This window comes from Sinomonas sp. ASV322, from assembly GCF_030908245.1.
Lineage (GTDB): Bacteria > Actinomycetota > Actinomycetes > Actinomycetales > Micrococcaceae > Sinomonas.
Map to the genome: position 1 here is coordinate 81,588 of NZ_JAVFJJ010000009.1, position 23,232 is coordinate 104,819.

A 23,232-nucleotide genomic window follows, 5' to 3' on the forward strand; every position below is an offset into this window, starting at 1 on the left:
ACTTGTGGCGTTCCGAACCGACCCTGCGCTAGCGGCTCGAGGCGGTGCGGATCGAACTCTCGTGCCCGGCCATCCCGGCCTGGCGCGCCTGCTGGTAGGCGCGGCCGACGACGGCGAGGAAGGCGTCGACGTCGTCCTCTGTCGTCGTCCAGCCGAGGCTCAGGCGCTGCGCACCCCGCGCCTGGTCCTCCGTGAGGCCCGTCGCGAGGAGGACGTGCGACGGACGCGGGACGCCCGCCGTGCACGCCGAGCCCGTCGATGCTTCGACGCCCATCATGTCGAGGAGGAACAGCAGCGAATCGCCCTCGCAGCCGGGGAACGTGAAATGCGCGATCCCGGGAAGTCGCCGCGTGGGGTCGTGCGGCCCGCTCAGGCGCGCTTCGGGGACTTCCCGGAGCACGCCGTCGACCAGCCGATCACGCAGCGCGCCGACGCGTGCGGCCTCTTCGTCCAGGCCGACGACGGCGTCGCCCGCCGCTGCGGCGAACGCGGCGGCGGCCGCGGCGTCGAGAGTTCCCGAACGCAGGCCGCGCTGTTGGCCTCCGCCGTGCTGTACCGGGGTCACGACGGCGTCGCGGCGGACGACGAGAGCTCCGACGCCGACGGGCGCCCCGAGTTTGTGGCCGCTCACGGCCATCGTCGCGAGGCCGGACGCGGCGAAGTCGAGCGGCACGTGCCCGAAAGCCTGGACGGCATCGGAATGCGTGGGAATGCCATGTTTGCCTGCGAGCGCGGCGATCTCCGCGACCGGCTGGATCGCGCCGATCTCGTTGTTGGCCCACATGACGGCGACGAGGGCGATCGACTCCGGGTCGCGGTCGAGCTCGAGGCGGACCGCGTCGACGCTCGTGACGCCCTCCGCATCGCACGGAAGCCACACGACCTCGGCGCCCTCCTGCTGCCCGAGCCATTCGACCGTGTCCATGACGGCGTGGTGCTCGACGCTCGAGCACAGGATGCGCGTGCGCCGGGGATCGGCGGCTCGGCGCGCCCAGAAGAGGCCCTTGACCGCGAGATTGTCGGCCTCGGTCCCGCCCGACGTGAAGATCAGCTCCGAGGGATGGGCGCCGAGAAGGCCCGCAAGAGACTCTCGGGCGTCCTCAAGGGCACGCCGGGCCCGCTGGCCCGCGGCGTGGAGCGACGAGGGGTTGCCGCCGAGCGCGGCCTGCTCGGTGAAGACGCTCAGGGCGTGGGGCCGGACGGAGGTCGTCGCGGCGTGGTCGAGATACACGGGCACGATTCCACTGTAGGACGGGATCAGACGCTGGGTCTCACCCTTTCCGGAGCATGATCCTCGCGCAGCACTCCCCCGCGCCGTGGCCGGGCTCGATCGGCTCGAGGCTCCGCCGGGCATCGCCGCAGCCTTCGAGCGCGCCCTCGAGGAGCGCCGCGCTCAGCGCGCACACGACGGCGCGATGTCCCTGCGCGAGCCGATGGAACGGGCAGTTGGCGAGTTCGATCGTTCCCTCGGGGACCCGCGCGACCGGCGAGTACCCGGCCGCCTCGAGGACCGCCTCGATGCTTCCGTGCTCGCGTCCGAGCGCGTTCCCGGTCTCTCGCCCGACGGCGTCAAGGCACTCCTCGATCGGCACCGATTGGGTCATCGACCGTTCGGCGGCCTCGGCCATGAGTTCTCCCGCGAGCTCGTAGTTCCGTTCGGGGACCGAGGCCACGACCTCACGGACAGCAAGGGCGTAGAACTTCGAGGGTCGCCCCGTGCCGGGCCCCCCTGCCCCCGGCTTCACGAACGTGACGGCGAGGATCCCGTCTGACGCGAGGCGATCGAGCTGTGCGGCGGCCGCCCCTCGCGTCATCCCGAGGGCATCTGCCGCCTCGTCCCGACCCACTGGCCTCGCAGCGGCGCGGACGTAATCGAAGATCGCGCGTCGGCTCCTGTCTCCGAGCGACGAGACCGCCTGGACGCGCCGTGACCACGGGCTTTCAGCCATGTGCTCCAGTGTAAGTCCAAAAAGCACAATCGTTGTTTTAGATGCCCTTTGAGGTCTAAAATCGCAATCACTAGTTTTGGAAAGGAGCACCACATGTCTTCCACCTCAACCCATGGAGAAGCGCGTTTCCCGGCAAAGCGGGCCAAGGCCGCCGCCGCAGCATCCGGCGCCGATCAGGCATTCGCCATGCTCAGGACGATCTACACCGTCGCGCCGATCCTCTTCGGGCTCGACAAGTTCTTCAACATCCTCACCAATTGGCCCGCCTATCTCGCCCCTGCGGCCACGCAGGTCGTCCCGGTCACCCCATCGGCGTTCATGTACGGCGTGGGCGTCGTCGAAATCGTCGCGGGCCTCATCGTTGCGTGGAAGCCTCGCTGGGGATCGCTCATCGTCGCACTGTGGCTCCTGGGGATCATCGTGAATCTCCTGATCCTCGGACACTTCTACGACGTCGCGCTGCGCGACTTTGGGCTCCTGGTCGGCGCCCTCGCGCTCAACCGCCTCGCGACGAGGCGCGCGTGAGGAGCCAGAAGCGCTCGCGCGCGGGCAGGTGCGCGGGGCCGATGAGCCGGCCGGCGGGATCCAGCGGTCCGAGCTGGCTCGCGTAGGACGCCAGGGCTTCGGCCTTGCGCGCCGTGTCGACCGGACGCTCGGCGGCGAGGGCCTCGGCGCCCAGGCGCCTCGACACGGCGAGCACCGCGCGGTCGGCGGGCTGCGACCACAGGTACGGCAGCTCCTCGTACAGCGCCACGTCGGCCCGCCCGCTGCCCCAGAGCACGTCGAGGGCGAGATTCCGGGCGGCGCGGTGGTCGCTATGGCTCAGGAGGCCCGTCGCGCGGAGGCTCGCGGTGCGCCGCAGGTAGAGGCGGTGCTTGAGCGAGCGCGCCCAGGCGAGACCGTCTCCGCCGCGGCCCTTCGGCTTCCCCGGGGCCGCGGCCGGATCGGCGGCGTTGAGGCCGGCCCCGGCTGGCAGGAGGACGAGGAGCCGTGACCGGTCTGCGTGCGCCTCGACCCAGCCCGTGAGGCAGTCGCGGAGGATGGCCCTGCGTTCCCCGCTGCCCTCGCCGCCCGAGTAGGCGGCCTCGAGGATCGGCAGGCAGCGGAAGCTCCCGACCCTGCCCGCGAGGGCCCGCGCTTCCTCGTTGCGCCGCGCCGCCGCCGCTTCGCCCCCGGACGAGAATCCGCAGGTATCGTCCCAGTCGCTCAATCCGTCGTCGGGCGCGCCCCCGCACATCGTCACGACGTCGACGGCCTCGCCGAAGTCCTGGATCACCGACCAGCACGAGAGGACGGCGTCGTCGAAATGAGGCGAGAGAACCAGGATTCGCTCGTACGAGGACAGCGGAAGCATGCAGGTAACATACCCGGCATGCGAATTCTGGGGGGACGCATCGCCATGGCGGCGATCGGCAACGCGGCTGATCCCGGACTCTGGTCCGGGACGCCCAGCAATCTGTTCAGGGGACTCGAAAGGCTCGGCGCGGACGTTGTCGCGCTCGACGTCACGCCGCCGGCCCGCCGCGCGATCGTTGACGCGGTCGCGGCACCGTGGGTGCTCGCGCGGATTCCGCGCCTCGGCCTCCGATCTGCGGTCGATCGCAGCCGGCGCGCTGCGCTTCAGTCCATGGCGTATTCCGCCGCATGTTCGGCGCGAGCCAAGCAGCTTTTGTCCCAGCTCGGCCCCTTCGACGCCGTCATCCAGATCGGGACCGGCTATCGGATCGACCATCCGCGGGTGGTCTCCTACGAGGACATGACCATCAGGCAGGCGCTCCGCTGGCCCGAGACCTGCTGGGGCGACGTTCCGCGCTGGACGGTCACGAGACGCCTCCGCTTCCAGAGCGAGCGCTACAGAGCGAACGCGGCAGCCGCCTTCGCCACGCCGTGGGCGGCGGCCTCTGCCGTCGCGGACTTGGGCTGCCCTCCTGAGAAGGCCCACGCGGTCGGCATCGGCGCGAACCACGCCGTCGCCCGCGAGACGCCGCGGCGCTGGACCACGCCCCGGTTCCTGTTCCCCGCGCGGGCCTGGGAGGCCAAGGGAGGTCCCGACGTCGTCGAGGCCTTCGCCCGGGTCCGGGAGGCCCACCCCGAGGCCGAGCTCCACCTCGCGGGCGTCCATCCTCCCGTCGCGGAGCCCGGCGTCGTCAGCCACGGCAACCTCGACCTTCGCAGTCCGGCGGATCGGCAGCGCATGGCGGACCTCTGGGCCATGGCGACGTGCTGCGTGGTCCCTTCGCGCTACGAGGCGGCGGGCATCGTCTACGTCGAGGCCCTGCACGCGGGAGTCCCGAGCGTCGGCACGACCGAGGGCGGTGCCGGATGCGTCATCGGCGACGGCGGGATCGTCGTCCGGCCGGGTCGAGTGGACGAGCTGACGTCCGCCATGCTGCGGTTCGCCGATCCGGCCACGGCCCAGGCTGTCGGGCGCCTCGGCAGAAGGCGCGCGCCCGAATTCACGTGGGCCTCCGTGTGCACAAAGCTCGCCGAGATCATCGACGGCGCCCCGTAAGAGCGCGTCGCCGTCGGGCGCCGTCGCGCGGCGACCGCCCAGCCCGCGCACCTAGGATTGATCCATGACGTCGCGCCTCCCCTCTCATTACGAGGTCCTGGGCGTCCCCGTCACGGCCAGCGCCCAAGAGGTCAAGGCCGCCTACCGCCGCGCGGCGCGAGTCCATCATCCCGATCACGGCGGGGACCCGGCCGAGTTCCGCCGGGTGACGCTCGCGTACGAGGTCCTCTCCGATCCCAAGCGCCGTGAGGCCTACGATCGCAGCTACTTCACGTCCTCCCCGCAGCGGGAGCCCGCCGGGACGCCGTGGGGCCCGGCCGCCGGCACAACGGACGACGGCGGCACTCGCCCGCCGTCGTCGGGGCCCCACGGCGACGACCGCGGGTTCGCGGCGCGGCGCGCCCCGGGCGCAGGGCCGCAGCGCAATCCCGCGGGCGAGCCGGCCGTCTACGAGCCTCCGTTCGCCGACGTCGCCGTGCCCCTCATTCCGCCCCAGACCGCGGCCCGACGCGAGTACGGAGAGCCGCGGCGTCGCGGCATCTTCGGCGCCGCGGCCCGCATCGAGCGCGAGCAGCGGACGGCAGCCCTCATCCGCAAGTACGTTCTGTCCGAGATCCCTTCGGCGCGCCTCGTCAGCGGCCTCCACTCCCCCGCGGGCGGCGCGTACGTCGCGCACGCCGTGCTCGCGGGCTACCGGCTCGCCCTTGTCGATTCGATGCTCGTACCCGTGGGCAACTACGCGTGGGACGGCGCGCACCTCCTCCAGGGCGGCCGGGCGGCGGCTCCGCCGCTCCTCGCGAACCACGTCCGCATGTTCCAAGAGGTGTTCCCGGAGCTCAACGTGCAGGGATTCGTCCTCGTGCAGACGCCGGACTCGAGCCTGCATCAGCCCGTGATCGACGTCCATCGCAGCGTCATGGGCGGCATCGAGCCCCTCAACGCTTCCAAGTTCGTGCGCGAGCTCAAGTTCTTCCTCGCGTCGGGCCCCCAGCCGAACACCGTGTACGTCCCGGCCCTCGCGCGGCTGCTGACGGGCCTCCACTGACCGGTTCCGCACCGTCCGGGAGCTTCGCCGAGCCGGCCCGGTGAGGCGCCTTAGGATGGAGGGCGTGTTCCGCATCCTCTTCTACACGCCGGAAATCCCGGGCAACACCGGCAATGCCATCCGGCTCGCGGCCGTGACCGGGTCCGAACTGCACCTCGTCGAGCCCCTCGGATTCGACTTCGAGGATTCCAAGCTGCGGCGCGCGGGGCTCGACTACCACGACCTCGCCGTCGTGACGGTGCACAAGACGCTAGAGGATGCGTTCGCGGCGCTGCTCCCCGCCCGGGTCTTCGCGTTCACGTCGCACGGCGAGTCGAGCTTCGCCGATATCGCGTATGCGCCGGGCGACGTCCTGTTCTTCGGCCCGGAATCGGTCGGGCTGCCCGAGGCTGTCCTCGCGGACCCGCGTGTGACGGCGCGCGTGAGGCTCCCGATGCTCCCCGCGCGTCGTTCGCTCAACCTCGCGAATTCGGCGTCGATCGCCGTCTACGAGGCGTGGCGCCAGAACGGCTACGCGGGCGCGCAGGCCTGACGGCGGGCCATCCCCGCCGGAGCCTCAGAAGCCTGCGATCGTGTCCTTCGCGTTCACGGCGACGACGTGGAACCCCTCCCCTGAGGCGCCCTCCGCGAACCCGGCCGACGCCGCCGTCGCGAGGAGCCTCGCGCGGACGTAGCGCTCCGTCGCCTCGAAGTCGGAGTGCTGGCTCAGGTGCACGCGGATGGCCTCGAGCTTCGCTTCGACATGGGCCGTGACGTCGACAGTGTGGTTGATCCGCCCCTCGGGGGCCCCATAGAGCCAGAGCCACGGAACGCGGTACGCTCCGAGCCCACCATCCGCGAGCTCGGGATACGCGAAGGGATTCTCTGCCGCGGGGTACACGGCCCGCGTGACGGCCTCACCGCATGCGAGATGGTCTGGATGGGACATATGGAGGCTCGCCCAGTTCCGCTCGGGATGCATCGAGAGGACGACGTCGGGCCGCACCGTGCGGATGAGCCGGACGACGTCACGGCGCACTTCGTGCGACGGCTCGAGGTACCCGTCGCGGTACCCGAGGAAATGGACCTCGCGCGCGCCGACGCGCGCCGCGGCCGAGCGCTGCTCATCGCGGCGCGTGGCCACGATCTCATCCCTTTGGTCCGGATCGAAGCCGCCCGCGTCGCCGTCGGTCATGATGCCGTAATGGATCTCGGCCCCGGCCGCTGCCCACGCTGCGATCGTTCCGGCGGCGCCGAAGTCGAGATCGTCGGGATGGGCGCCGAAGGCGAGGACCCGGCGCACCACGGCCCCATCGGGCGTGCGCGCCGAGTCCGGAATCTGCTGAACGTCGGCCACTAGCCGCGACGCCTCTTGATCTCCTCCGCGGCCTGCGGGAGCACCTTGAAGAGGTCTCCGACCACGCCGAAGTCCGCGATCTCGAAGACGGGCGATTCCGGGTCCGAGTTGATCGCGACGATCACCTTGGAGGTCTGCATGCCGGCCTTCTGCTGGATCGCGCCCGAGATGCCCGCCGAGATGTACAGCTGCGGCGAGACGGTCTTGCCCGTCTGGCCGACCTGGAAGTCATGGCCGATCCAGCCCGCATCGGTCGCGGCACGCGACGCGCCGACGGCCGCCCCGAGCACGTCCGCAAGCTCCTCAATCGGACCGAAGTCGCCGTCTGTCCCACGCCCGCCGGCGACGACGATGCTCGCCTCGGTGAGCTCGGGGCGGCCGGTCTTGGGCCGTTCGACGCGCGCCGTGACGCGGGCCGCGTTCGCGAGCGCATCCGCGGGAACGTCGACGGCGCGAAGGTCCGCGGCGCCGCGCACCGGCTCGGGGGCACCTTCGGCGGCGTTGCCCTTGATGGCAAGCACCGCCGTCGCGCTCGTCGCCTTCGCGCGCACCTCGTACGAGCCCGCCAGGACGGACTTGTGGGCAGTCCCGTCCGCTTCGAGGGCGACGACGTCCGTGATGACGCCCGCATTGAGGCGCACGCCGACCCGCGCCGCAATCTCCTTGCCCCCTGCCGAGTTGTCGACGACGACGGCGGACGGCGCCGTTCCCGCCTCGGCGGCGGCCCCGGCCACCGCAGCCAGCCACGCGGCCGTGGGAGCGACGAGATAGCCCGAGAGGTCGGCGGGGCCCGTGTACACGGTCTCAACGCCGCTCTCGGCGAGCTGGGCGAGGGCCGCCTCGCTCGGCGTGCCCGTCACGGCGGCGGAAACCGGGCCGAGGATGCGCCCCGCGGCGAGCAGCTCCCGCTGGGCCTTGCGCAGGCCATCGGCGTGGACGGCGTCGAGGTAGACGAGGACAGATGCAGTCATGGTCTTCGCTTCCGCTAGATGAGCTTCTGGGCGGCCAGGAAATCGACAAGCTTGACGCCGGCGTCGCCCTCGTCCGTGATGATCGTGCCCGCGGAGCGGGCCGGGCGGGGATCGGCCTGCTCGACGCGCGTGAGCGAGCCCGCGGCGCCGACCTGGCCCGCCTCGAGGCCGAGGTCCGCGAGGCCGAGCGTCGCGATCTTCTTCTTCTTCGCGGCGAGGATGCCTTTGAAGTTCGGGTAGCGGGGCTCGTTGATCTGGTCCGTGACGGAGACGACGGCCGGGAGGCTGGCCTCGACAGTGTCCGAGGTCGAGTCGCCATCGCGGCGGATCAGCGCGGTGCGCCCCGTGACCTCGAGATCCGAGGCGAACGTGAGCTGGGGGACCCCGAGGCGCTCCGAGAGCTGGGCCGGGACGATCGACGTCTCGCCGTCCGTCGAGGACATGCCCGCGAGGACGAGGTCGACGTCGCCGAGGCTGCGCACCGCCGCGGCGAGGACGAGGGACGTCACCGAGGCGTCGGAGCCGGCGAGCGAGCCGTCCGTGATGTGGACGCCGCTCGAAGCGCCGATCTGAAGGGCCTTCTTGAGGGCGTTGGCGGCGTCGGGGGTGCCCATCGTGACGGCGATGACCTGGTTGCCGGCCTTCTCGCCGCCGCGCGCCTCGCTCAGCTGGAGGGCCGCCTCGAGGGCGTATTCGTCGAGCTCGGACAGGATGCTCTCCGAGCGCTCGAGCGTTCGGTCGGGGCCGATGTGCCGGTCGAACTGCGCGTCCGGGACGTGCTTGACCAGCACGACGATCTTGAGGGTGTCTCCCACGGTTGAGGGCCTTCCGTAGTCTGTGCGTTGCGCCTATCGCGTCCGTCGCTGGCGGCGGGCCTGAACCGCACGCGCATGCCGCCGCGAACTTTAGCTAACCATACGCGGCCCCTGGCGCGTTCGAGGCCCGGCAAAAGGGGCCCGAGCGCCGCTTCGCGTCACGGAACGCCACGAAAAGTCATGAATCTTCGCGATTCGCCGGCGAGCTCGGGGCGGAAGAGCGGCAGACAGTTCCGCCCGCGGCCCGTGGGGGTCGCGGGCGGAACTGCGCGCTGGCGGACTGAGGCCGTCAGGAGGCCGAGCCGACGGTCACGTCAACGCTCGTGCTCTGGCCGTTGCGCAGGAGGGTCACCTTGACGGTCGTCCCAGGCGCCTGCTGGCGCACGGCCGCGGTGAGCTCGCTCGCGTCGCCGATAGCAAAGTCGCCGAAGTGGGTGATGACGTCGCCCTTCTTGATGCCTGCCTTGTCCGCGGGAGATCCGCTCGTGACGTCGGCCACCTGGGCGCCGACCGAGAACGCCGAGTTCGAGCTGCCGCTCGGCGCCGCGGGCTGGACCGACACGCCGAGCTGGCCGTGCGTCGCCTTGCCCTTTGAGATGAGCTCCTGCGCGATCCGGTGGGCGTAGTTCGCCGGGATGCTGAAGCCCACGCCGATGTTGCCGCTCTGGCCCGACGAGCTCGAGCCGCTGCCCGTCGACGCGATCGCGACGTTGATCCCCACGAGCTCGCCCTTGGCGTTCACGAGCGCGCCTCCCGAGTTGCCGGGGTTGATCGCCGCGTCCGTCTGGATCACGTCGAGGCTCACGGTGCTCTGCGCCTGCGAGCGCTGGGACTGGCCGTTCGGCGGGGCGAACTGGAAGCCCTGGCCCCCGCCGCCCTGCTGCTGGTCGCCGCCCTGGGGCGCGGCGGACGACGCGACCGAGATGGTCCGGTTGAGCGTCGAGACGATGCCTTCCGTGACCGTGCTGTCGAGCCCGAGCGGCGCGCCGATCGCGATGGCGGTGTCGCCGACGTTGAGCTTGCCCGAGTCGCCGAACGTAATCGGAGTGAGATTGGCGCCCTTGACCTGGACGACGGCGAGGTCGGACAGCGGGTCGGTGCCGACCACGGTCGCCGAGTACACGCTGCCGTCGCTTGTACGGACCTGGATCGTCGGGCTGGCGACCGAGCCGTCGAGCGTGACGACGTGCGTGTTGGTCAGGATGTGCCCGCTGTCGTCGAGGACGACGCCGGACCCGGTCCCCGACGAGTTCCCCGAGGTGACGCCGATCGTCACGACACTCGGCGAGGCCTTCGCCGCGGCGGCCGTCACCGCGTTGACGCTCTCCTGGTTGTTGACGATCACGGGGCTGTTCTGCGCGGTCCCGACGGCCGACGTGCGCGGGCTCAGGAGCGAATAGCCGCCGACGGCCACCCCGCCGCCGATGAGGCCCGCGACGAGCATGCCGCCGACGACGACTCCCGTGCCCCAGCGCTTGGGATCGCGCGGCCGGGCAGAGGTCGGCGGCGCGAACGAGGTGCCGGCCTGAGGGTGCTGGCTGTACGGGTATTGCTGGCCCGGAACGTGCTGGCCATAGGAACCCGGCTGGCCGTACTGCGGAGCGCTCTGGCCATATTGCTGCGCGTTCTGGCCGTACTGCGGCGCCTGGCCGTACTGCGGCGGCCGCTGCGGCTGGCTGGGCTGGGCGTACTGGCCGTAGCGGGGCTGCTGCTGAGTCTGAGGCTGCGTCTGGGGCTGTGTCGGCGGAGTCTGCCCCTGAGCCTGAGCTTGGGGCTGCGCCTGCGTCTGGGCCTCGGGTTCGGACTGCGACGGGGACGACGGCGACGCGGCCTGCGCGGGCCCCTGGATCGGCGCCGTGGGCGTCGCGTCGACGGTGGCTGAGCTCGGGGTGGGCTGCGTGGGTGTCGGTTCGACGCGCGGAGCGACGGTCGGCCGCTCGGGGCTGTTCGCACCCTCGTGGGCCTGGCCGCGGTCCGGGGCCGGGCTCTCTGGGGTTTCGCTCATGGCTCCTCTTTCCGTCCTTCTCTGCTCTTCTTTGCTTTTCTCTGCACTCAACTATGGACCGCGATCCTGTGCACGGCTCCTTTGTTTCCTGAGAGGTTTCTGGAAGCCAGCCGAACGTCGGGGTGCCGCCATATCGCCCAACGGACGGGCGCCGTCGTCCGTTCTCTGTGTTCGCTGGGGGCGCACAGGCTCCGGTGGACCCCCGCTCGGACCGGCCCCTAGAATCAAAACGACATGCCACAGCGTCCCGCGGCAGTGGCTGCCATTTGGGGGGTTGGGGCGTTCCGGGGAAATGCCCCGGAGCCGAGCGAAGGGCTGTGAAGTGCGATCCACGCTGAAGACTCTCCTGACGGCTGTCGGTGCCCTCGGGCTGGCGCTGCTCCCCGCGGCCTCACCCGCGTGGGCCACTGATCCCGTGAACATCCAGTCCGGGACGAATATCGTCGACCCGACCAACGCTCTCGGCGGCCGGAAGGGCGACGTCCAGAAGGCCATCGGCGACCTCCTGAACGAGCGTCGGGAAAACCTCTACGTCGTGATCGTCGACAGCTTCACGAACCCGCCCGACGCGAAGGGGTGGGCATCGGCAGTAGCGACGAAGAAGAACATCGGTCCGACGGACGTCCTGCTCACGATCTCGACCTCGAATGGGCAGTACTACCTCGGCACGAAGTCCGGGAACGCGAAGGTCTACCCCAAGATCGACAACATCATCAAGAACGCGATCACCCCCAACCTCGCGGGCGGCAAGCAGGACTACGCCCAGGCAGCGATCGACACGGCCAAGGCCGTCGGCGACGCCGCGGGCGGCGGGAACGGCGACGTCTCGACGTTCAACCCGGCCCCGCTCCTCGTGGGCGGAGGAGTCGTCGTTGCGGCCGGCGCGGCCGGTGCCTACGTGCTGTCGCGGCGGCGCAGGAACCGCGTCATCACGCAGGCCGTCAGCGCAGACGGCACCCCGGATCCGCTCGCTGGGCTCAGCATCGACGAGCTCCGCAAGCGCGCGGGCGGGCTCCTCGTCCAGGCCGACGACGCAATCAAGTCGAGCGAACAGGAGCTTGGCTTCGCCGAGGCCTCCTACGGAACTGAGGCGGTGGGCAATTTCTCGAAGGCCCTCGCCGACGCGAAGGCACAGCTGAGCGAGTCCTTCAAACTCCAGCAGCAGCTCGACGACCACATCCCGGACACGCCCGCACAGCAGCGGGCTTGGCTCACCGAGATCATCCAGCGCACGGACGGCGCAATCCGCTCCCTCGCGGACCAGAAGACCGACTTCGACGCGCTCCGCGAGCTCGAGCGCAACGCGCCCGCGGCGCTCGACAACGTCGCGGCCGGTGTCGGAAGCGCGACGGCGCGGCTCACCGGGGCGGAACAGACTCTCGCTGCGCTCGGGGCCGAGTACGCGCCGTCGGCCGTCAAGCACGTCGCCGACAACATCACCCAGGCCAAGGATCGGCTCACGTTCGTCGAGTCCGCGTCGGGTCAGGCCCGTCAGCAGCTCGGCGCGGGAGAGACCGGGGCGGCCGCGGTGTCGGTCCGCGCGGCCGAAGAGGCCCTCCACCAGAGCGTCGTGCTGCTCGACGCGATCGACAAGGCGTCGGCGTCGATCAGCTCGGCCCGCACGAACCTCGACTCCGCCCTCGCCGACACCGAGAGCGATCTCGCCCAGGCCAAGGCCATGGTCCAGGGCGGGCAGAACGCCGAGCTCGCGGGCCCGATCGCCGGGGTCGAATCGGTGCTCGCGCAGGCCAGGCAAGAGCTAGCGGGAGGCAAGATCGATCCGGTGGCCCTGCTCTCGCGCATCGAGAAGTCCCATCAGCAGCTCGACGACGTCCTCGCCGGCGTGCGCGACAAGGAACAGCAGGCCAAGCGCGCCGCCGCATCGCTCCAGCAGGCGATCCGCACGGCGCAGGACGCGATCAGCGCGACGAACGACTACATCGCGGCGCGGCGCGGCGGCGTCGGCACTGAAGCCCGCACGCGTCTCGCCGAGGCGCAGCGAAACCTCGACTACGCCCTCTCCATCGCCCAGAGCGACCCAACCTCGGCCCTCGCCTATGCCGAGCAGGCCAACTCACTCGCCCAGCAGGCTGCCCAGCTCGCCGAGCAGGACGTCAACCAGTTCGCAGGCTTCGGCGGCTTCGGCATGGGCGGCGGCCGGAACTACGGCGGCGGACTCGGCGGGGCGATCCTCGGCGGGATCCTGATCGACAACATCCTCAACGCCGGGCATCACCGCGACGATTCGTGGGGCGGCGGAGGCTGGGGTGGCGGCGGAGGCTGGGGCGACGGCGGTGGCGGATTCGGCGGCGACGGCGGCGGATTTGGCGGTGGCGACGGCGGCGGATTCGGCGGCGACGGCGGAAGCTTCTGACCCCGAAAAGTACAGACCAATCAGCGCCTCGGCCTGTGGCCGGGCACAGAAGGGAGCACCACACCATGGCAAAGCAGTCGATCTTCGGGCGCATCGGACAGCTGGCGAAGGCCAACATCAACGCGCTGCTCGACCAGGCGGAGGACCCCCAGAAGATGCTGGACCAGATGGTCCGGGACTACAGCAACAACATCGCGGAGGCAGAGTCGGCTATCGCGCAGACGATCGGCAATCTGCGCATGCTCCAAGACGACCATGCCGAGGACGTCAAGGCCGCCCAGGACTGGGGCAACAAGGCTCTCGCGGCCTCGCGCAAGGCCGACGAGTTCCGCTCGGGCGGCAATGCGATCGACGCCCAGAAGTTCGACAACCTGGCCAAGGTCGCCCTGCAGCGCCAGATCTCCGCGGAGAACGAGGCCAAGGCCGCCGAGCCCACGATCGCGTCCCAGAGCGAGGTCGTTGACCGGCTCAAGACCGGCCTCGACCAGATGAAGGGCAAGCTCAACGAGCTCACGTCCAAGCGCAACGAGCTCGTGGCCCGGAGCCGCACGGCCGCCGCCCAGAGCCAGGTTAACGACGCGCTCAAGAGCATCGACATCATGGACCCCACGAGCGACGTGAGCCGCTTCGAGCAAAAGGTCCGCCGCGAGGAGGCGAAGGTCCGCGGGCAGCAGGAGCTCGCCGCGAGCAGCCTCGACGCCCAGTTCAACCAGCTCGAGGACCTCGGCGAGCAGACCGAGGTCGAAGCCCGGCTCGCCGCGCTCAAGCAGGGCTCGGCGCCCGCCGCCCTGTCGGCGGGCAAGGGCCAGGGAGCCGGCGCGTCGTCGGCCCCCGAGCTCCCCATCGTCGACGAGGCAGACTTCGACAAGCTCTGACCCGCGCGCCCGCCGGCAGACCGCGGCGAGCACGCGCGAGGCCCCGGATCCGATGGATCCGGGGCCTCGTCGTTTCGTTGCGGGGACACAACCGGCCTGCGGACCAGAGAACCGACCACCGGTGTTTCGATCGCCGCTTAATTCTCCGCTGTGTGTACGACGACGCCACCAACCACTGTGTGTGTGGGCATGAGGTCGCGCAATAGTTCGGGTGGGCAGAGGGCGGGGTCACGATCCCAGATGGTGAGGTCGGCGAGTCGCCCGATTGCGAGTGTCCCTCGTACGTCCTCTTCGTCGGTGAGACGGGCGGCGTTTGTCGTGTGCAGCGCGACGGCTTCGTCGTAGCTGATGGCATGTTCGGGGCCCTTGATGCCGATGACGGTCTCGCGGGTTGTCATGCCCCAAACGGACCGCATGGCGCCGAACTGGCCGACCGGGAAGTCCGAGCCGGCACTGACCTGTGCGCCGCGGTCGATCCAGCCGCGTGCGGGGAAGAGCCGGGCGACCCGTTCCGGGCCCCAGTAGTACTCCTCTACCTCGGCAGTGTCGTGCAGCAGCGGCTGCTGGATGGTCACCGGCACCCCTAGCGCGACGGCTCGCGCCTGCTGTTCGGGGCTGGCGAGTCCTCCGTGTTCCATCACCAGGGTGCCTGCGGGTAGACCGGGGTTGCCAGTGAGGATCCGCTCGTAGATATCGAGGAGGGTGCGCACTGCGCGGTCGCCGTAGGCATGGGTGCCAACGCGCCATCCGCGGCGTACGACCGCCTCGATCTGGGCGGCTAGCGTGTCGGGGTCGGCGATGATGGCTCCGGAGAAGCTGTGATCGCAGGCGTATGGATCTTCGGTGGCTCCTGCCTCCAGGCCGCCGTCAAGGCCGAACTTGACGCCCCAGACCGACAGCCACGGATCGTTTGCTCCGCGCCATTCCTCCATCTGGTCGAGGAGGTCCTCGACCTGGTCGACGGTCGTGAGAGCGAGTGCAGCGATCATTGCTCGCACACGGACTTTGAGGGCGCCTGCCTCGCGGGCCGATCGCAGGACCGCGAACTCTGCGGGGAAGACGGCCGCGTCTCGGACGGTGCCGATGCCGGTGGCGGCGTAGTCCTGGCTGGCCAGTCGCAGCCCGTCAATCCGCTCGGCACCTTCCGGGGTCGGGACCAGGCGCTCGACGAGGTACATGGCGGAGTCGATAAGGCGTCCATCGAGGGTGCCGTCGGCGTTTCGTCCGATGGTGCCCCCTGGCGGCACGGGGGTGTCTGCGGTGATGCCGGCGAGGCGGAGGGCATAGGTGTTGACGACGTCGTTGTGGCCACCGCGCTTGACCAATACCGGGTGCCGATCGGTGGCCGTGTCGAGCTCTGCCGCGGTCGGCATGCGTCGTTCGACGAGGTTGAGTTCCTGCCAGTTCGTGGTGGTCCGGATCCACTCGCCGTTGGGGGTGATGGCGGCGCGTTGGCGGATCAGTTGCAGGAACTCGGGGATGTCCTTGGCGAGGTGTACCGGGACGTCATGCGCGCCGAGCCCCGCGAAGATCAGATGAGTATGGGTGTCGTCGAAGGCAGGCAAGACCGTGCTGTCCGGAAGATCGAGCACCTGGGTCTTCGGGCCGATCAGATGATCGAGGTCGTGGGCTCCAGGCGCCGACGCGATGATCCGGTCGCCGCGCACCGCAAGTACCTGCTGGGGCGCTTGATCCGGCACGAGCGTGTGGGCCGCTCCAGCCCGGATCAGTGAGTCTGCGAAGTGGTTGGACATTGGCTCTCTCCTTGATCTTCTAGGGGTGTACCTGATGCATGTATCTCTATCTGTGTTCCGCTGGTAGCACGTCAGAGTTCGCGCAAATTCGCATGATCACTGTCGAATCGAGGAGTAAATTTTCTGAATATGCGACATTCACTCGATGAAAAAGATCGTCGGATCGCGGCCGCCCTGGTCGCGTCCCCGCGGATCTCCTGGCGTGAGTTGGGGCGGGTTCTGGATCTATCGGAGCGGACCGTTATTCGCCGCGCGACGACGCTGTACGCCGATGGGACCCTGCGGGCCACCGCCGTACGTAACCCAGCCCTGGTCGCTGGCATGGTCCCGATCGCGCTTCGGATCGGTTGCCGTCCCACCAAGATCCGTCAGATCGCGCAGGCACTGTCCCAAAGAGGTGACACGGTCTGGGTTGACATCCTGGCCAGCGGCAACGAGATCTCCGCCGTCTTCTTCCTCGACAATCCTGAGTCGCGCAACAACCTGCTTCTGCGCGACCTCCCCGCCACCGAGGCGGTCGAGTCGTGGACCGTCCACACACTGCTGCGGGTGTTTCCGACCGCCTTCCGTTGGACCGCAGGATTGTTGACAGCCCACGAGTACGCCGAACTCGTGCCCGTGCACCCGGCCACTGAGCCTGCGGCCTACCGGGCGCACAGCCTGGACATGGCCTTGACCGACGAGCTCGTGGCCGACGGACGCGCCTCGTACGTCGAACTCGCCGACCGCGTCGGCACCACGCCTCTCACAGTCCGGCGCCGGTTGGAAGCCATGCTCGATGCCCAGATACTGCGCCTGGCGACCGAAGTCGACTTGGCGCTGCTGGGTGCTCAGGCAGAAGCGCTGCTCTGGATCGCAATGCCGCCCGCGACATTGAACCCCGTGGCCGAGCAACTCAGCGGCCATCCCTTGGTCCGGTTCTGTGCCGCGACCACCGGCCCGGCGAACCTCCTGGTCGCCGTAGCCACGGCCGATCTCGACGCTCTCTACACCTTCCTCACCGACACTGCAGGGCCGCTGGAGTCGGCACGCTCGATCGACATCACTCCACTCTTGGCGTCGGTGAAGAGGACCGGACTCATCCGCCACTGACCCTGGCCCGACATCCCAGGTGTCAATCGCGAGGCGCCGGTGCGCTGGGCCATGGCGTGCTGGGCAGGCGGCGGGATCATCCGATCGTCGGTGGCGATCAAGTACCAGCTGGGCTTGGTGCGCCACGCAGGTTCGCTGATGGTGCCGTTGAGCGCTTCGACTCCCCAGGGCCGGTTTCTGCCAGTCGTATCAAATCTCAAAAACGTTCAGGCTCGGAGATCCACGATCTCCGAGCCTGAACTTTGTTGCGGGGACAGGATTTGAACCTGCGACCTCTGGGTTATGAGCCCAGCGAGCTACCGAACTGCTCCACCCCGCGGCGCACTCAAGAGGTTACCAACGAGTGAACGCGGAGCCAAATCGGCCAGCGCCCGGCCGCACTCCCCCGAGCACGGCCGGGCCCTCGCGCAGCGCTTCTCCCTGCCTTCTGGTGACTACTTGCTCGGCGACGGCGACGGGGTGGCGGACGAGCTCGGCGACGGCGTCGACGATCCGGACGACGCGCCGCCCTGCCCCTGCTGCGCCGCTGCAATCTTCGCCTCGGCGTCGAGGGCGCGCGTCACCGCGTCGGAGAGCCGCTTCTGCGCCGCGCCGTACGCCGCGAAGTCTCCGCTCGTCAGGGCGGACTGGCTGTCCTTGAGCGCCTGCTGGGCGTCCTTGAGGGCCTGGTTGAGCTGATCCGTGGCGCCGCTCGCGGCCGGCGGTGGTGTCTGCTGCGGCGGGTTCTGCGGGTTGGTGCCCGCATCGCCCGCGGACGCGCCCGAGTTTCCGCCGAAGAGGCTCTTGAGGGCATCGTCGAGCGTGGGGGCGAATCCGACCTTGTCGCCGAACGCGACGAGGACCCGCTGCAGCGTCGGGTATGAGGTCGAGCCCGTCGACTGGACGTAGACCGGCTCGACGTACAGGAGCCCGCCGCCCACGGGAAGGGTGAGCAGGTTGCCGTTCTGGACCTTCGACGCGCCCTGGCGGAGCAGGTTGAGCGATGTCGAGACAGAAGGATCCGAGTCGAAGCGCGACTGCACCTGGCCGGGGCCCGGCACGGTCGTATCGGTGGGAAGCCTCAGGAGCCTCAGCTTGCCGTACTCGGGGCCCTTGACCCCCGTCTTGCTGCCGGCGTCGGAATCCGCCGCGAGGAAGCCGTACATGACCTCACGCGACTTGCCCGGCTCGACCGTCTGGGGAATGTAGCTCGACGTGAGCTGGAACGCCGGCGTCTTCTGGTCCGGCATCTGAAGAGACATGTAGTACGGCGGCTGCTTGCTGCTCGACTTGTCTGGCGCCGGGTCGTTCGGGACGCTCCACACGTCGTCGTTCTGGTAGAAGCTCGCGGGATCCGTCACGTGGTAGCGGGCCAAGAGCTCGCGCTGGACCTTGAAGAGGTCCTCGGGGTAGCGCACGTGGCTCATGAGGGAACCGGACATCTCGGAGAGGGGCTTGACCGTGGAGGGGAAGACCTTCTCCCAGGTCTTGAGCACGGGGTCCTGGTCGTCCCACGCGTACAGCGTCACGGAACCGTCGAACGCATCGACAGTCGCCTTGACCGAGTTGCGGATGTAGTTGACCGACGAGGGCGGAAGCGCCGTGTTCCGGCCAGCGCCGGTCTGCGAATCAGTCGTGACCTGCTGGAGCTGCTGCTGCTGCGAGTAGGGGAAGTACTGGCTCGTCGTGTAGCCGTCCACGATCCACTTGACCTTGCCGTCCACGATCGCGGGGTACACCGTGCCGTCGAGTGTGAGGTACGGCGCGACCTTCTGCACGCGGTCACGCGGTTCCCGGTTGTAGAGGATCTGCGACTTGTCGTTCACGCCGTCGGAGAACAGGAGGTCCGTGCTCTGGAACTTGAGGGCGTAGATGAGGCGGTTGAAGAGATTGCCGACGTTGGGACCGCCGTTGCCCGTGTACGTGTACAGGGTGTCGCCCTGGCTGCCCTGCGGCTTGTCCTGCTCGCGCGGCTGCGCGCCGGACGACGCACCGACGACCGAGTAGTCGGGCGAATACTGGCCGAAGTAGATGCGGGGCTGGTACGTGTCCTCGGAGCCGAGGACACCGGTCGTGGGGATGCCGGACTGAAGGAACTGCGGCTTTCCATCGGCGGTCGCCTTGTTGCCGTACGCCGCGACCACTCCGTAGCCGTGCGTGTAGACGATGTGCGTGTTGTACCACGACTGCTGGTTCGGGCTCAGGCCGCTCAGGTTGAGCTCGCGCACGGCGATCACGGTGTCCTGGTTCGCGTTGTTCACGCTGTAGCGGTCCACGTTGAGCATCGGCGAGAACTGGTAGTACGGGCGATACTGCTCAAGCTGCTGGAACGTCGACGAGATGAGCGTCGGGTCGAGAAGCCGGATGTTCTGCGTTGTCTGCGCGTCCGGCTGGAGCGCCCCGGGTGCCGCCGTCGTGGTCGCGTTGTACGCGCTGACTTCGACGCTGTCGAGGCCGTAGGCCTCGCGCGTGAGCTTGATGGTCCGGTCGATATACGGCGCTTCGAGGGTCTTCTCCGACGGCGTCACCTGGAACTGCTGGATGACCCAGGGGTAGACCCCGCCCGCGAAGATCCCCGTGATGACGAGCATCGCGGTGCCGATGAGCGGCAGCCGCCACCGCCCGATGACCGCGGCGACGATGAACAGGATCGCGACGATGCCTGCCGCGATCGCGAGGATCGCCTTGGTCGGGATGACCGCGTTGACATCCGTGTACATCGCGCCGGCCCAGCGCGTGTACGAGTTCTGAAGCGTTCCGTACCTGTCGAGCCAGAAGTTCACGGCGATGAGGAGGACCAGCAGGGCGCCGCTCACAGCAAGGTGCAGCTGGGCCACGCGCGCCGTGTAGATACCGCGTTCGCTGATGCGGATCGAACCGTACAGGTAGTGGGTCAGGAGCCCCGCGATCCCGGAAATGACGACGACGCCAAGCAGATAGCCGACGAGCGTGCCGAGGAACGGCAGGGTGAAGAGATAGAAGCTCAGATCCAGCCCGAACTGGGGATCCGTCTGACCGAACGGGACCTGGCTGAAGAAGAGCGCGGCCTTCTGCCACTGGCTCGCCGCGGCGGCGCCCGCGAAGAGCCCGAAGACGATCGGAACCCCCGCCATGACGATCCGGCGGATCGGCTCGAGCTGCGCCTGGTAGCGGCTCAGCGCGTCCGGCGGGCCCCCGTTCGGGGCGTAGACCGGGCGCGCACGGTACGCGAGCTTGATCGACGCATAGATGGCCAGACCCATCCCGAGCGCCCCGACGAGGAACACGGCGCCGCGGGCGAGGTTCTGCGTCACGAAGACCTGGATGAAGCCGAGCTGCTGGTACCACAGCACGTCGGACCACACTTGGGCGAAGAAGACGAAGCCGACCACGAGCACGATCGCAATGACGATCGTCGGAAGAAGGGGCCCGCGCCTCTTCCTCAGGGGGCGTGGACTGGTGCCTTCGGGACGGGATGTCACGGCTACCTCTTCACTCGGATCTTGAATTCATCAGGTGTGCGCGATGGCGCGGGGCGCTCCCCGCGCTCCGCCTAAGTCAAGCACGGTCCGCTCGCATCGGGAGTTCCCTCGTCAAGCTCCGCTCCCGGTAACGATTCGGAGACGGTCAGCCCTTGGTACATTGCGGGAGGCTTGCCGGATCCGCACCGTGCGCATACGAATCGACGGCTCGGCGCGCACCGTCGAGTGTGTCGACCCGGACGACGGCGAGCCCGTCGGGGATGCGCCCGACCACCTCGCCGCAGTTGCCGGCCGGAGCGAGGAAGAGCGTCGCCCCCTCGCGCCGGGCTCCGTTCATCTTTTGGACGATCCCCCCGATCTCGCCGACCGAGCCGGTCGGATCGATAGTCCCCGTGCCCGCGATCTGCTTGCCGCCCGTGAGGTCCCCGGGCGTGAGCTTGTCGATGATCCCGAGGGCGAACATCATGCCGGCGCTTGGGCCGCCGACCTTGTCGAGGGCGAAGTCGACCGTGAAGGGGAACGTGAATGCGTAGGTCACCGTGAAGCCGAGCAGGTACTTCCCCTGGCCCGCATCCCGCGGCGTGATCGAGACCGTGTGCTGGGTGCCGTCGCGCTCGAAGCCGACGTCGAGGGGCTTGCCCTGGGACGCCGCGACGAGCTTCTGGATCGTGCTGAGCGAATCGACGGTCTGCCCTGCGACCGTCACGATCGTATCGTGGGGCTCGAGCTTGCCTGCCGAGGCCGAGTTGGTGACGAGCCCCGCCACCTTGATCCGCTGCGTGAACGGGATGGCGAGCTCCTTGAGCGCCGCCGCGACTGCATTGTCCTGAGAACTCTGCATTTCGACGGTGTTCTCCTGGGCGACCTGCTGGCGCGTGACGCCCTTCGGATAGAGCGTGTCGACGGGAGTGATGGACTCGGTGGGATCGAAGGCCGCCCGCACGAGCCCGAGAAGGCTGACGTCTGAGTTGGGTCCGCCCTCGACGTAGACGGTCGTGAGATCGAGGGCCCCGTGCGCGGGGTACGTCTCGTGGCCCTGGATGGAGATGACGTCCTTGCCGCCCGCGGACCCCAGCGTGTTGTACACCGGCCCGGGACGCTCGACGACGTACGGAACCGGCATGGCCCACACCACGGCGACCAGCGCAAGCGCGACCGTCCCCGAGACGATGGCGACCACTCCACGCCCCGTGGAGGGCCCCCTCCGCGCACGCCGAAGCCGCGGGAGCCCGCCGTCGTCCGCTGGTTCTCCCCCGCCCAGGCCCTCCAAAGGCAGGCTCTCGGGGGCGCGCTCGGGAGGGGTGACGCTGCTGCTCACGCGGCGCCTTTCCGCGGCGGAGGCCGCTCGTGCTCGACATAGGTGGCTCGCATCCAGCGTAGTCTCCACGGGCACCTCCGGCGCCCCGGCACCCGCCCGCGCCGAGGGCGATGTGCCGACAGCGAAAGGGGCAGGCGCCGCCGAGACAGCCACGCGCCGCCGAGGTACCGTGAGGTTGACTGTTCCATCCAGTGATCGGCGGCATCATGACCACTCCGGACAAGCCCCAAGGCCACGGCGAGGAACCCCAGGATCCCCTCGCCGAGCTCTTCGCCAAGCTCATGGGCGGGGAAGGACTCGAGGGCGTCGACCCAGCCGAGATCGCGAAGGCGGCCGGGCTTCCGGACGACCCCGCGCTCCTCCAGCAGATGTTCGAACAGGTCCAGTCGATGATGGCGTCGTCTGCCGGAGACGGCCCCGTCAACTGGCAGCTCGCCCACGAGCATGCGCGCCGGACCGCGGCATCGACGTCCGACCCGTCCGTCTCGGCCGTCCAGAACCGTGGCGTCGACGAGGCGCTGCGCCTCGCCGAGCTGTGGCTCGACAACGTGACCGACTTCCCGTCCACAGGCCTCATCGGCCGCGGCTGGTCTCGCGCGGAATGGATCGAGGCGACCATGGGCACGTGGCGGCGCCTCACCGAACCCGTCGCCAACAGCGTGGCGTCCGCCCTCTCGACGGCGATCACCGAGCAGCTGCCCGAGGAGATGAAGGGCATGCTCGGCGGCGCGACGTCGATGCTGCAGAACATGGGCGGCGCGATCTTCGGCATGCAGCTCGGCGCCGCGATCGGCGCCCTCTCGGGCGAAGTCGTGAGCGCGTCCGACGTCGGCGTGCCCCTCGTCGACCTCGAGATGGCGCTCCTGCCCGCGAACGTCGCGAAGTTCGGCGAGGGCCTCGGCCTCCCCGAGGGAGACGTGCGTCTGTACCTCGCCGTCCGCGAGGCCGCGCACGCGCGCCTCTTCATGCACGTGCCGTGGCTGCGCGGCCACCTCCTCGGCGCCGTCGAGGATTACGCGCGCGGCATCCACATCGACGTCTCACGCATCGAGGAAGTCGCCCGCGAGGTCGACCCCCGGAACCCCGAGTCGATCCAGGAAGCACTCCAGGGCGGCGTCTTCATGCCCGAGCGGACGCCCCAGCAGGACGCCGCACTCGCCAAGCTCGAGACGGCGCTCGCGCTCGTCGAGGGCTGGGTCGACGAACTCACCGCAGCGGCGACGAGCGGCGTCCTCCCCTCGGCGCCGGCACTCCGCGAAGCCGTGAGGCGGCGGCGAGCGACGGGCGGCCCCGCCGAGCATGCGTTCGCCTCGCTCGTCGGGCTTGAGCTGCGCCCCCGCAGGCTCCGCGACGCGGCCGAGCTGTGGGCCTCCCTCCAGGACGAACGCGGGATCAGCGGCCGGGACGCCATCTGGCGGCACCCCGATCTCCTCCCCACCGCCGATGACCTCGATGATCCGGCCGGTTTCAGCGCGCGACGCAAGGCCGCGGAGGCACAGGAAACCGAGGTGGACGCGGCCCTCGAGAAGCTCCTCTCGGGCGGTTTCGACGCGCCGTCCGATGGTGCTGCCGGCGAGGCCGGGCCCGAGGAAACCGGCGAAGGTCCGGCGCCCGGCACGGGACCGAAGACCGACGACGGCGGCGACGAGCCGACGGCGGGACACTAGCCCGCCGTCGCGCCTTTCTGGGACGGAACCGCCCCGGTGCCCGCTGCGAGCGGGCGCCGGGGCGGTTCCGTCAGACGAC

Annotated in this window: 18 protein-coding genes and 1 tRNA gene; 8 read left to right on the forward strand and 11 right to left on the reverse strand. The window is 69.5% G+C overall.

Annotated elements, in window-relative coordinates; translation table 11 throughout:
- Positions 1–28: 28 nt before the first annotated feature.
- Both RBS12_RS13260 and RBS12_RS13265 read right to left on the reverse strand, forming a co-directional pair.
- Positions 29–1,237, reverse strand: coding sequence for a cysteine desulfurase family protein (locus RBS12_RS13260; protein ID WP_307966588.1), 1,209 nt, complete (start codon positions 1,235–1,237; stop codon positions 29–31).
- 34 nt (positions 1,238–1,271) lie between these two features.
- A complete protein-coding gene (locus RBS12_RS13265) occupies positions 1,272–1,949 on the reverse strand; it encodes a transcriptional regulator (RefSeq protein ID WP_307966589.1) in 678 nt (225 codons plus the stop codon).
- Between the two features lie 93 nt (positions 1,950–2,042).
- Here RBS12_RS13265 and RBS12_RS13270 point away from each other — a divergent pair, with 93 nt between their 5' ends.
- A complete protein-coding gene (locus RBS12_RS13270; RefSeq protein ID WP_307966590.1) occupies positions 2,043–2,474 on the forward strand; it encodes a hypothetical protein in 432 nt (143 codons plus the stop codon).
- Here RBS12_RS13270 and RBS12_RS13275 read toward each other — a convergent pair.
- Complete coding sequence (locus RBS12_RS13275) at positions 2,446–3,303, reverse strand: PIG-L family deacetylase (RefSeq protein WP_307966591.1); 858 nt, start codon at positions 3,301–3,303, stop codon at positions 2,446–2,448. The two genes, RBS12_RS13270 and RBS12_RS13275, sit on opposite strands and share 29 nt — an antisense overlap.
- Positions 3,304–3,321: 18 nt before the next feature.
- Between RBS12_RS13275 and RBS12_RS13280 the strand changes: the two genes are divergently transcribed.
- The 3 genes from RBS12_RS13280 to RBS12_RS13290 all read left to right on the forward strand — a co-directional run bounded on the left by RBS12_RS13280 (position 3,322) and on the right by RBS12_RS13290 (position 6,038).
- Entirely contained in the window at positions 3,322–4,461 is a 1,140-nt protein-coding gene (locus tag RBS12_RS13280) for a glycosyltransferase family 4 protein (RefSeq protein WP_307966592.1), read from the forward strand.
- 64 nt (positions 4,462–4,525) lie between these two features.
- Complete coding sequence (locus tag RBS12_RS13285; RefSeq protein WP_307966593.1) at positions 4,526–5,506, forward strand: J domain-containing protein; 981 nt, start codon at positions 4,526–4,528, stop codon at positions 5,504–5,506.
- Positions 5,507–5,570: 64 nt separating this feature from the next.
- The gene (locus RBS12_RS13290) at positions 5,571–6,038 is read left to right on the forward strand and encodes a tRNA (cytidine(34)-2'-O)-methyltransferase (protein WP_307966594.1); all 468 of its coding nucleotides are present in this window, start codon (positions 5,571–5,573) and stop codon (positions 6,036–6,038) included.
- Between the two features lie 24 nt (positions 6,039–6,062).
- Here the strand turns inward: RBS12_RS13290 and RBS12_RS13295 are convergent, their stop codons facing one another.
- From RBS12_RS13295 to RBS12_RS13310, 4 genes are all read right to left on the reverse strand, one after another.
- Entirely contained in the window at positions 6,063–6,842 is a 780-nt protein-coding gene (locus tag RBS12_RS13295) for a PIG-L deacetylase family protein (RefSeq protein ID WP_307966595.1), read from the reverse strand.
- Complete coding sequence (locus tag RBS12_RS13300) at positions 6,842–7,813, reverse strand: electron transfer flavoprotein subunit alpha/FixB family protein (RefSeq protein WP_307966596.1); 972 nt, start codon at positions 7,811–7,813, stop codon at positions 6,842–6,844. The genes RBS12_RS13295 and RBS12_RS13300 overlap by 1 nt, the downstream gene beginning before the upstream one ends.
- 14 nt (positions 7,814–7,827) lie before the next feature.
- A complete protein-coding gene (locus RBS12_RS13305) occupies positions 7,828–8,628 on the reverse strand; it encodes an electron transfer flavoprotein subunit beta/FixA family protein (RefSeq protein ID WP_307966597.1) in 801 nt (266 codons plus the stop codon).
- Between the two features lie 289 nt (positions 8,629–8,917).
- Positions 8,918–10,633, reverse strand: coding sequence for a trypsin-like peptidase domain-containing protein (locus RBS12_RS13310; RefSeq protein WP_307966598.1), 1,716 nt, complete (start codon positions 10,631–10,633; stop codon positions 8,918–8,920).
- A 322-nt stretch (positions 10,634–10,955) separates the two neighbouring features.
- Here RBS12_RS13310 and RBS12_RS13315 point away from each other — a divergent pair, with 322 nt between their 5' ends.
- Positions 10,956–13,007, forward strand: a complete 2,052-nt coding sequence (locus tag RBS12_RS13315) for a TPM domain-containing protein (protein WP_307966599.1) — start codon at positions 10,956–10,958, stop codon at positions 13,005–13,007.
- Positions 13,008–13,072: 65 nt separating this feature from the next.
- Positions 13,073–13,882, forward strand: a complete 810-nt coding sequence (locus RBS12_RS13320) for a PspA/IM30 family protein (RefSeq protein ID WP_307966600.1) — start codon at positions 13,073–13,075, stop codon at positions 13,880–13,882.
- Positions 13,883–14,019: 137 nt separating this feature from the next.
- On the opposite strand, the gene RBS12_RS13325 is transcribed toward RBS12_RS13320, so the two are convergent.
- Positions 14,020–15,636, reverse strand: a complete 1,617-nt coding sequence (locus tag RBS12_RS13325) for an amidohydrolase (RefSeq protein ID WP_307966601.1) — start codon at positions 15,634–15,636, stop codon at positions 14,020–14,022.
- Positions 15,637–15,765: 129 nt separating this feature from the next.
- On the opposite strand from RBS12_RS13325, the gene RBS12_RS13330 reads away from it, so the two are divergent.
- Positions 15,766–16,728 carry an Lrp/AsnC family transcriptional regulator gene (locus tag RBS12_RS13330; RefSeq protein WP_307966602.1) on the forward strand — a complete coding sequence of 321 codons (963 nt, stop codon included), beginning with the start codon at positions 15,766–15,768 and terminating at the stop codon, positions 16,726–16,728.
- A gap of 245 nt (positions 16,729–16,973) precedes the next feature.
- On the opposite strand, the gene RBS12_RS13335 is transcribed toward RBS12_RS13330, so the two are convergent.
- From RBS12_RS13335 to RBS12_RS13345, 3 genes are all read right to left on the reverse strand, one after another.
- Positions 16,974–17,047: transfer RNA gene (locus RBS12_RS13335), tRNA-Met, on the reverse strand.
- A gap of 115 nt (positions 17,048–17,162) precedes the next feature.
- Complete coding sequence (locus RBS12_RS13340; protein ID WP_307966603.1) at positions 17,163–20,168, reverse strand: UPF0182 family protein; 3,006 nt, start codon at positions 20,166–20,168, stop codon at positions 17,163–17,165.
- 145 nt (positions 20,169–20,313) lie between these two features.
- Positions 20,314–21,486 carry a S16 family serine protease gene (locus RBS12_RS13345; RefSeq protein WP_307966604.1) on the reverse strand — a complete coding sequence of 391 codons (1,173 nt, stop codon included), beginning with the start codon at positions 21,484–21,486 and terminating at the stop codon, positions 20,314–20,316.
- 206 nt (positions 21,487–21,692) lie between these two features.
- On the opposite strand from RBS12_RS13345, the gene RBS12_RS13350 reads away from it, so the two are divergent.
- Positions 21,693–23,153, forward strand: a complete 1,461-nt coding sequence (locus RBS12_RS13350) for a zinc-dependent metalloprotease (RefSeq protein WP_307966605.1) — start codon at positions 21,693–21,695, stop codon at positions 23,151–23,153.
- Positions 23,154–23,232: the final 79 nt, after the last annotated feature.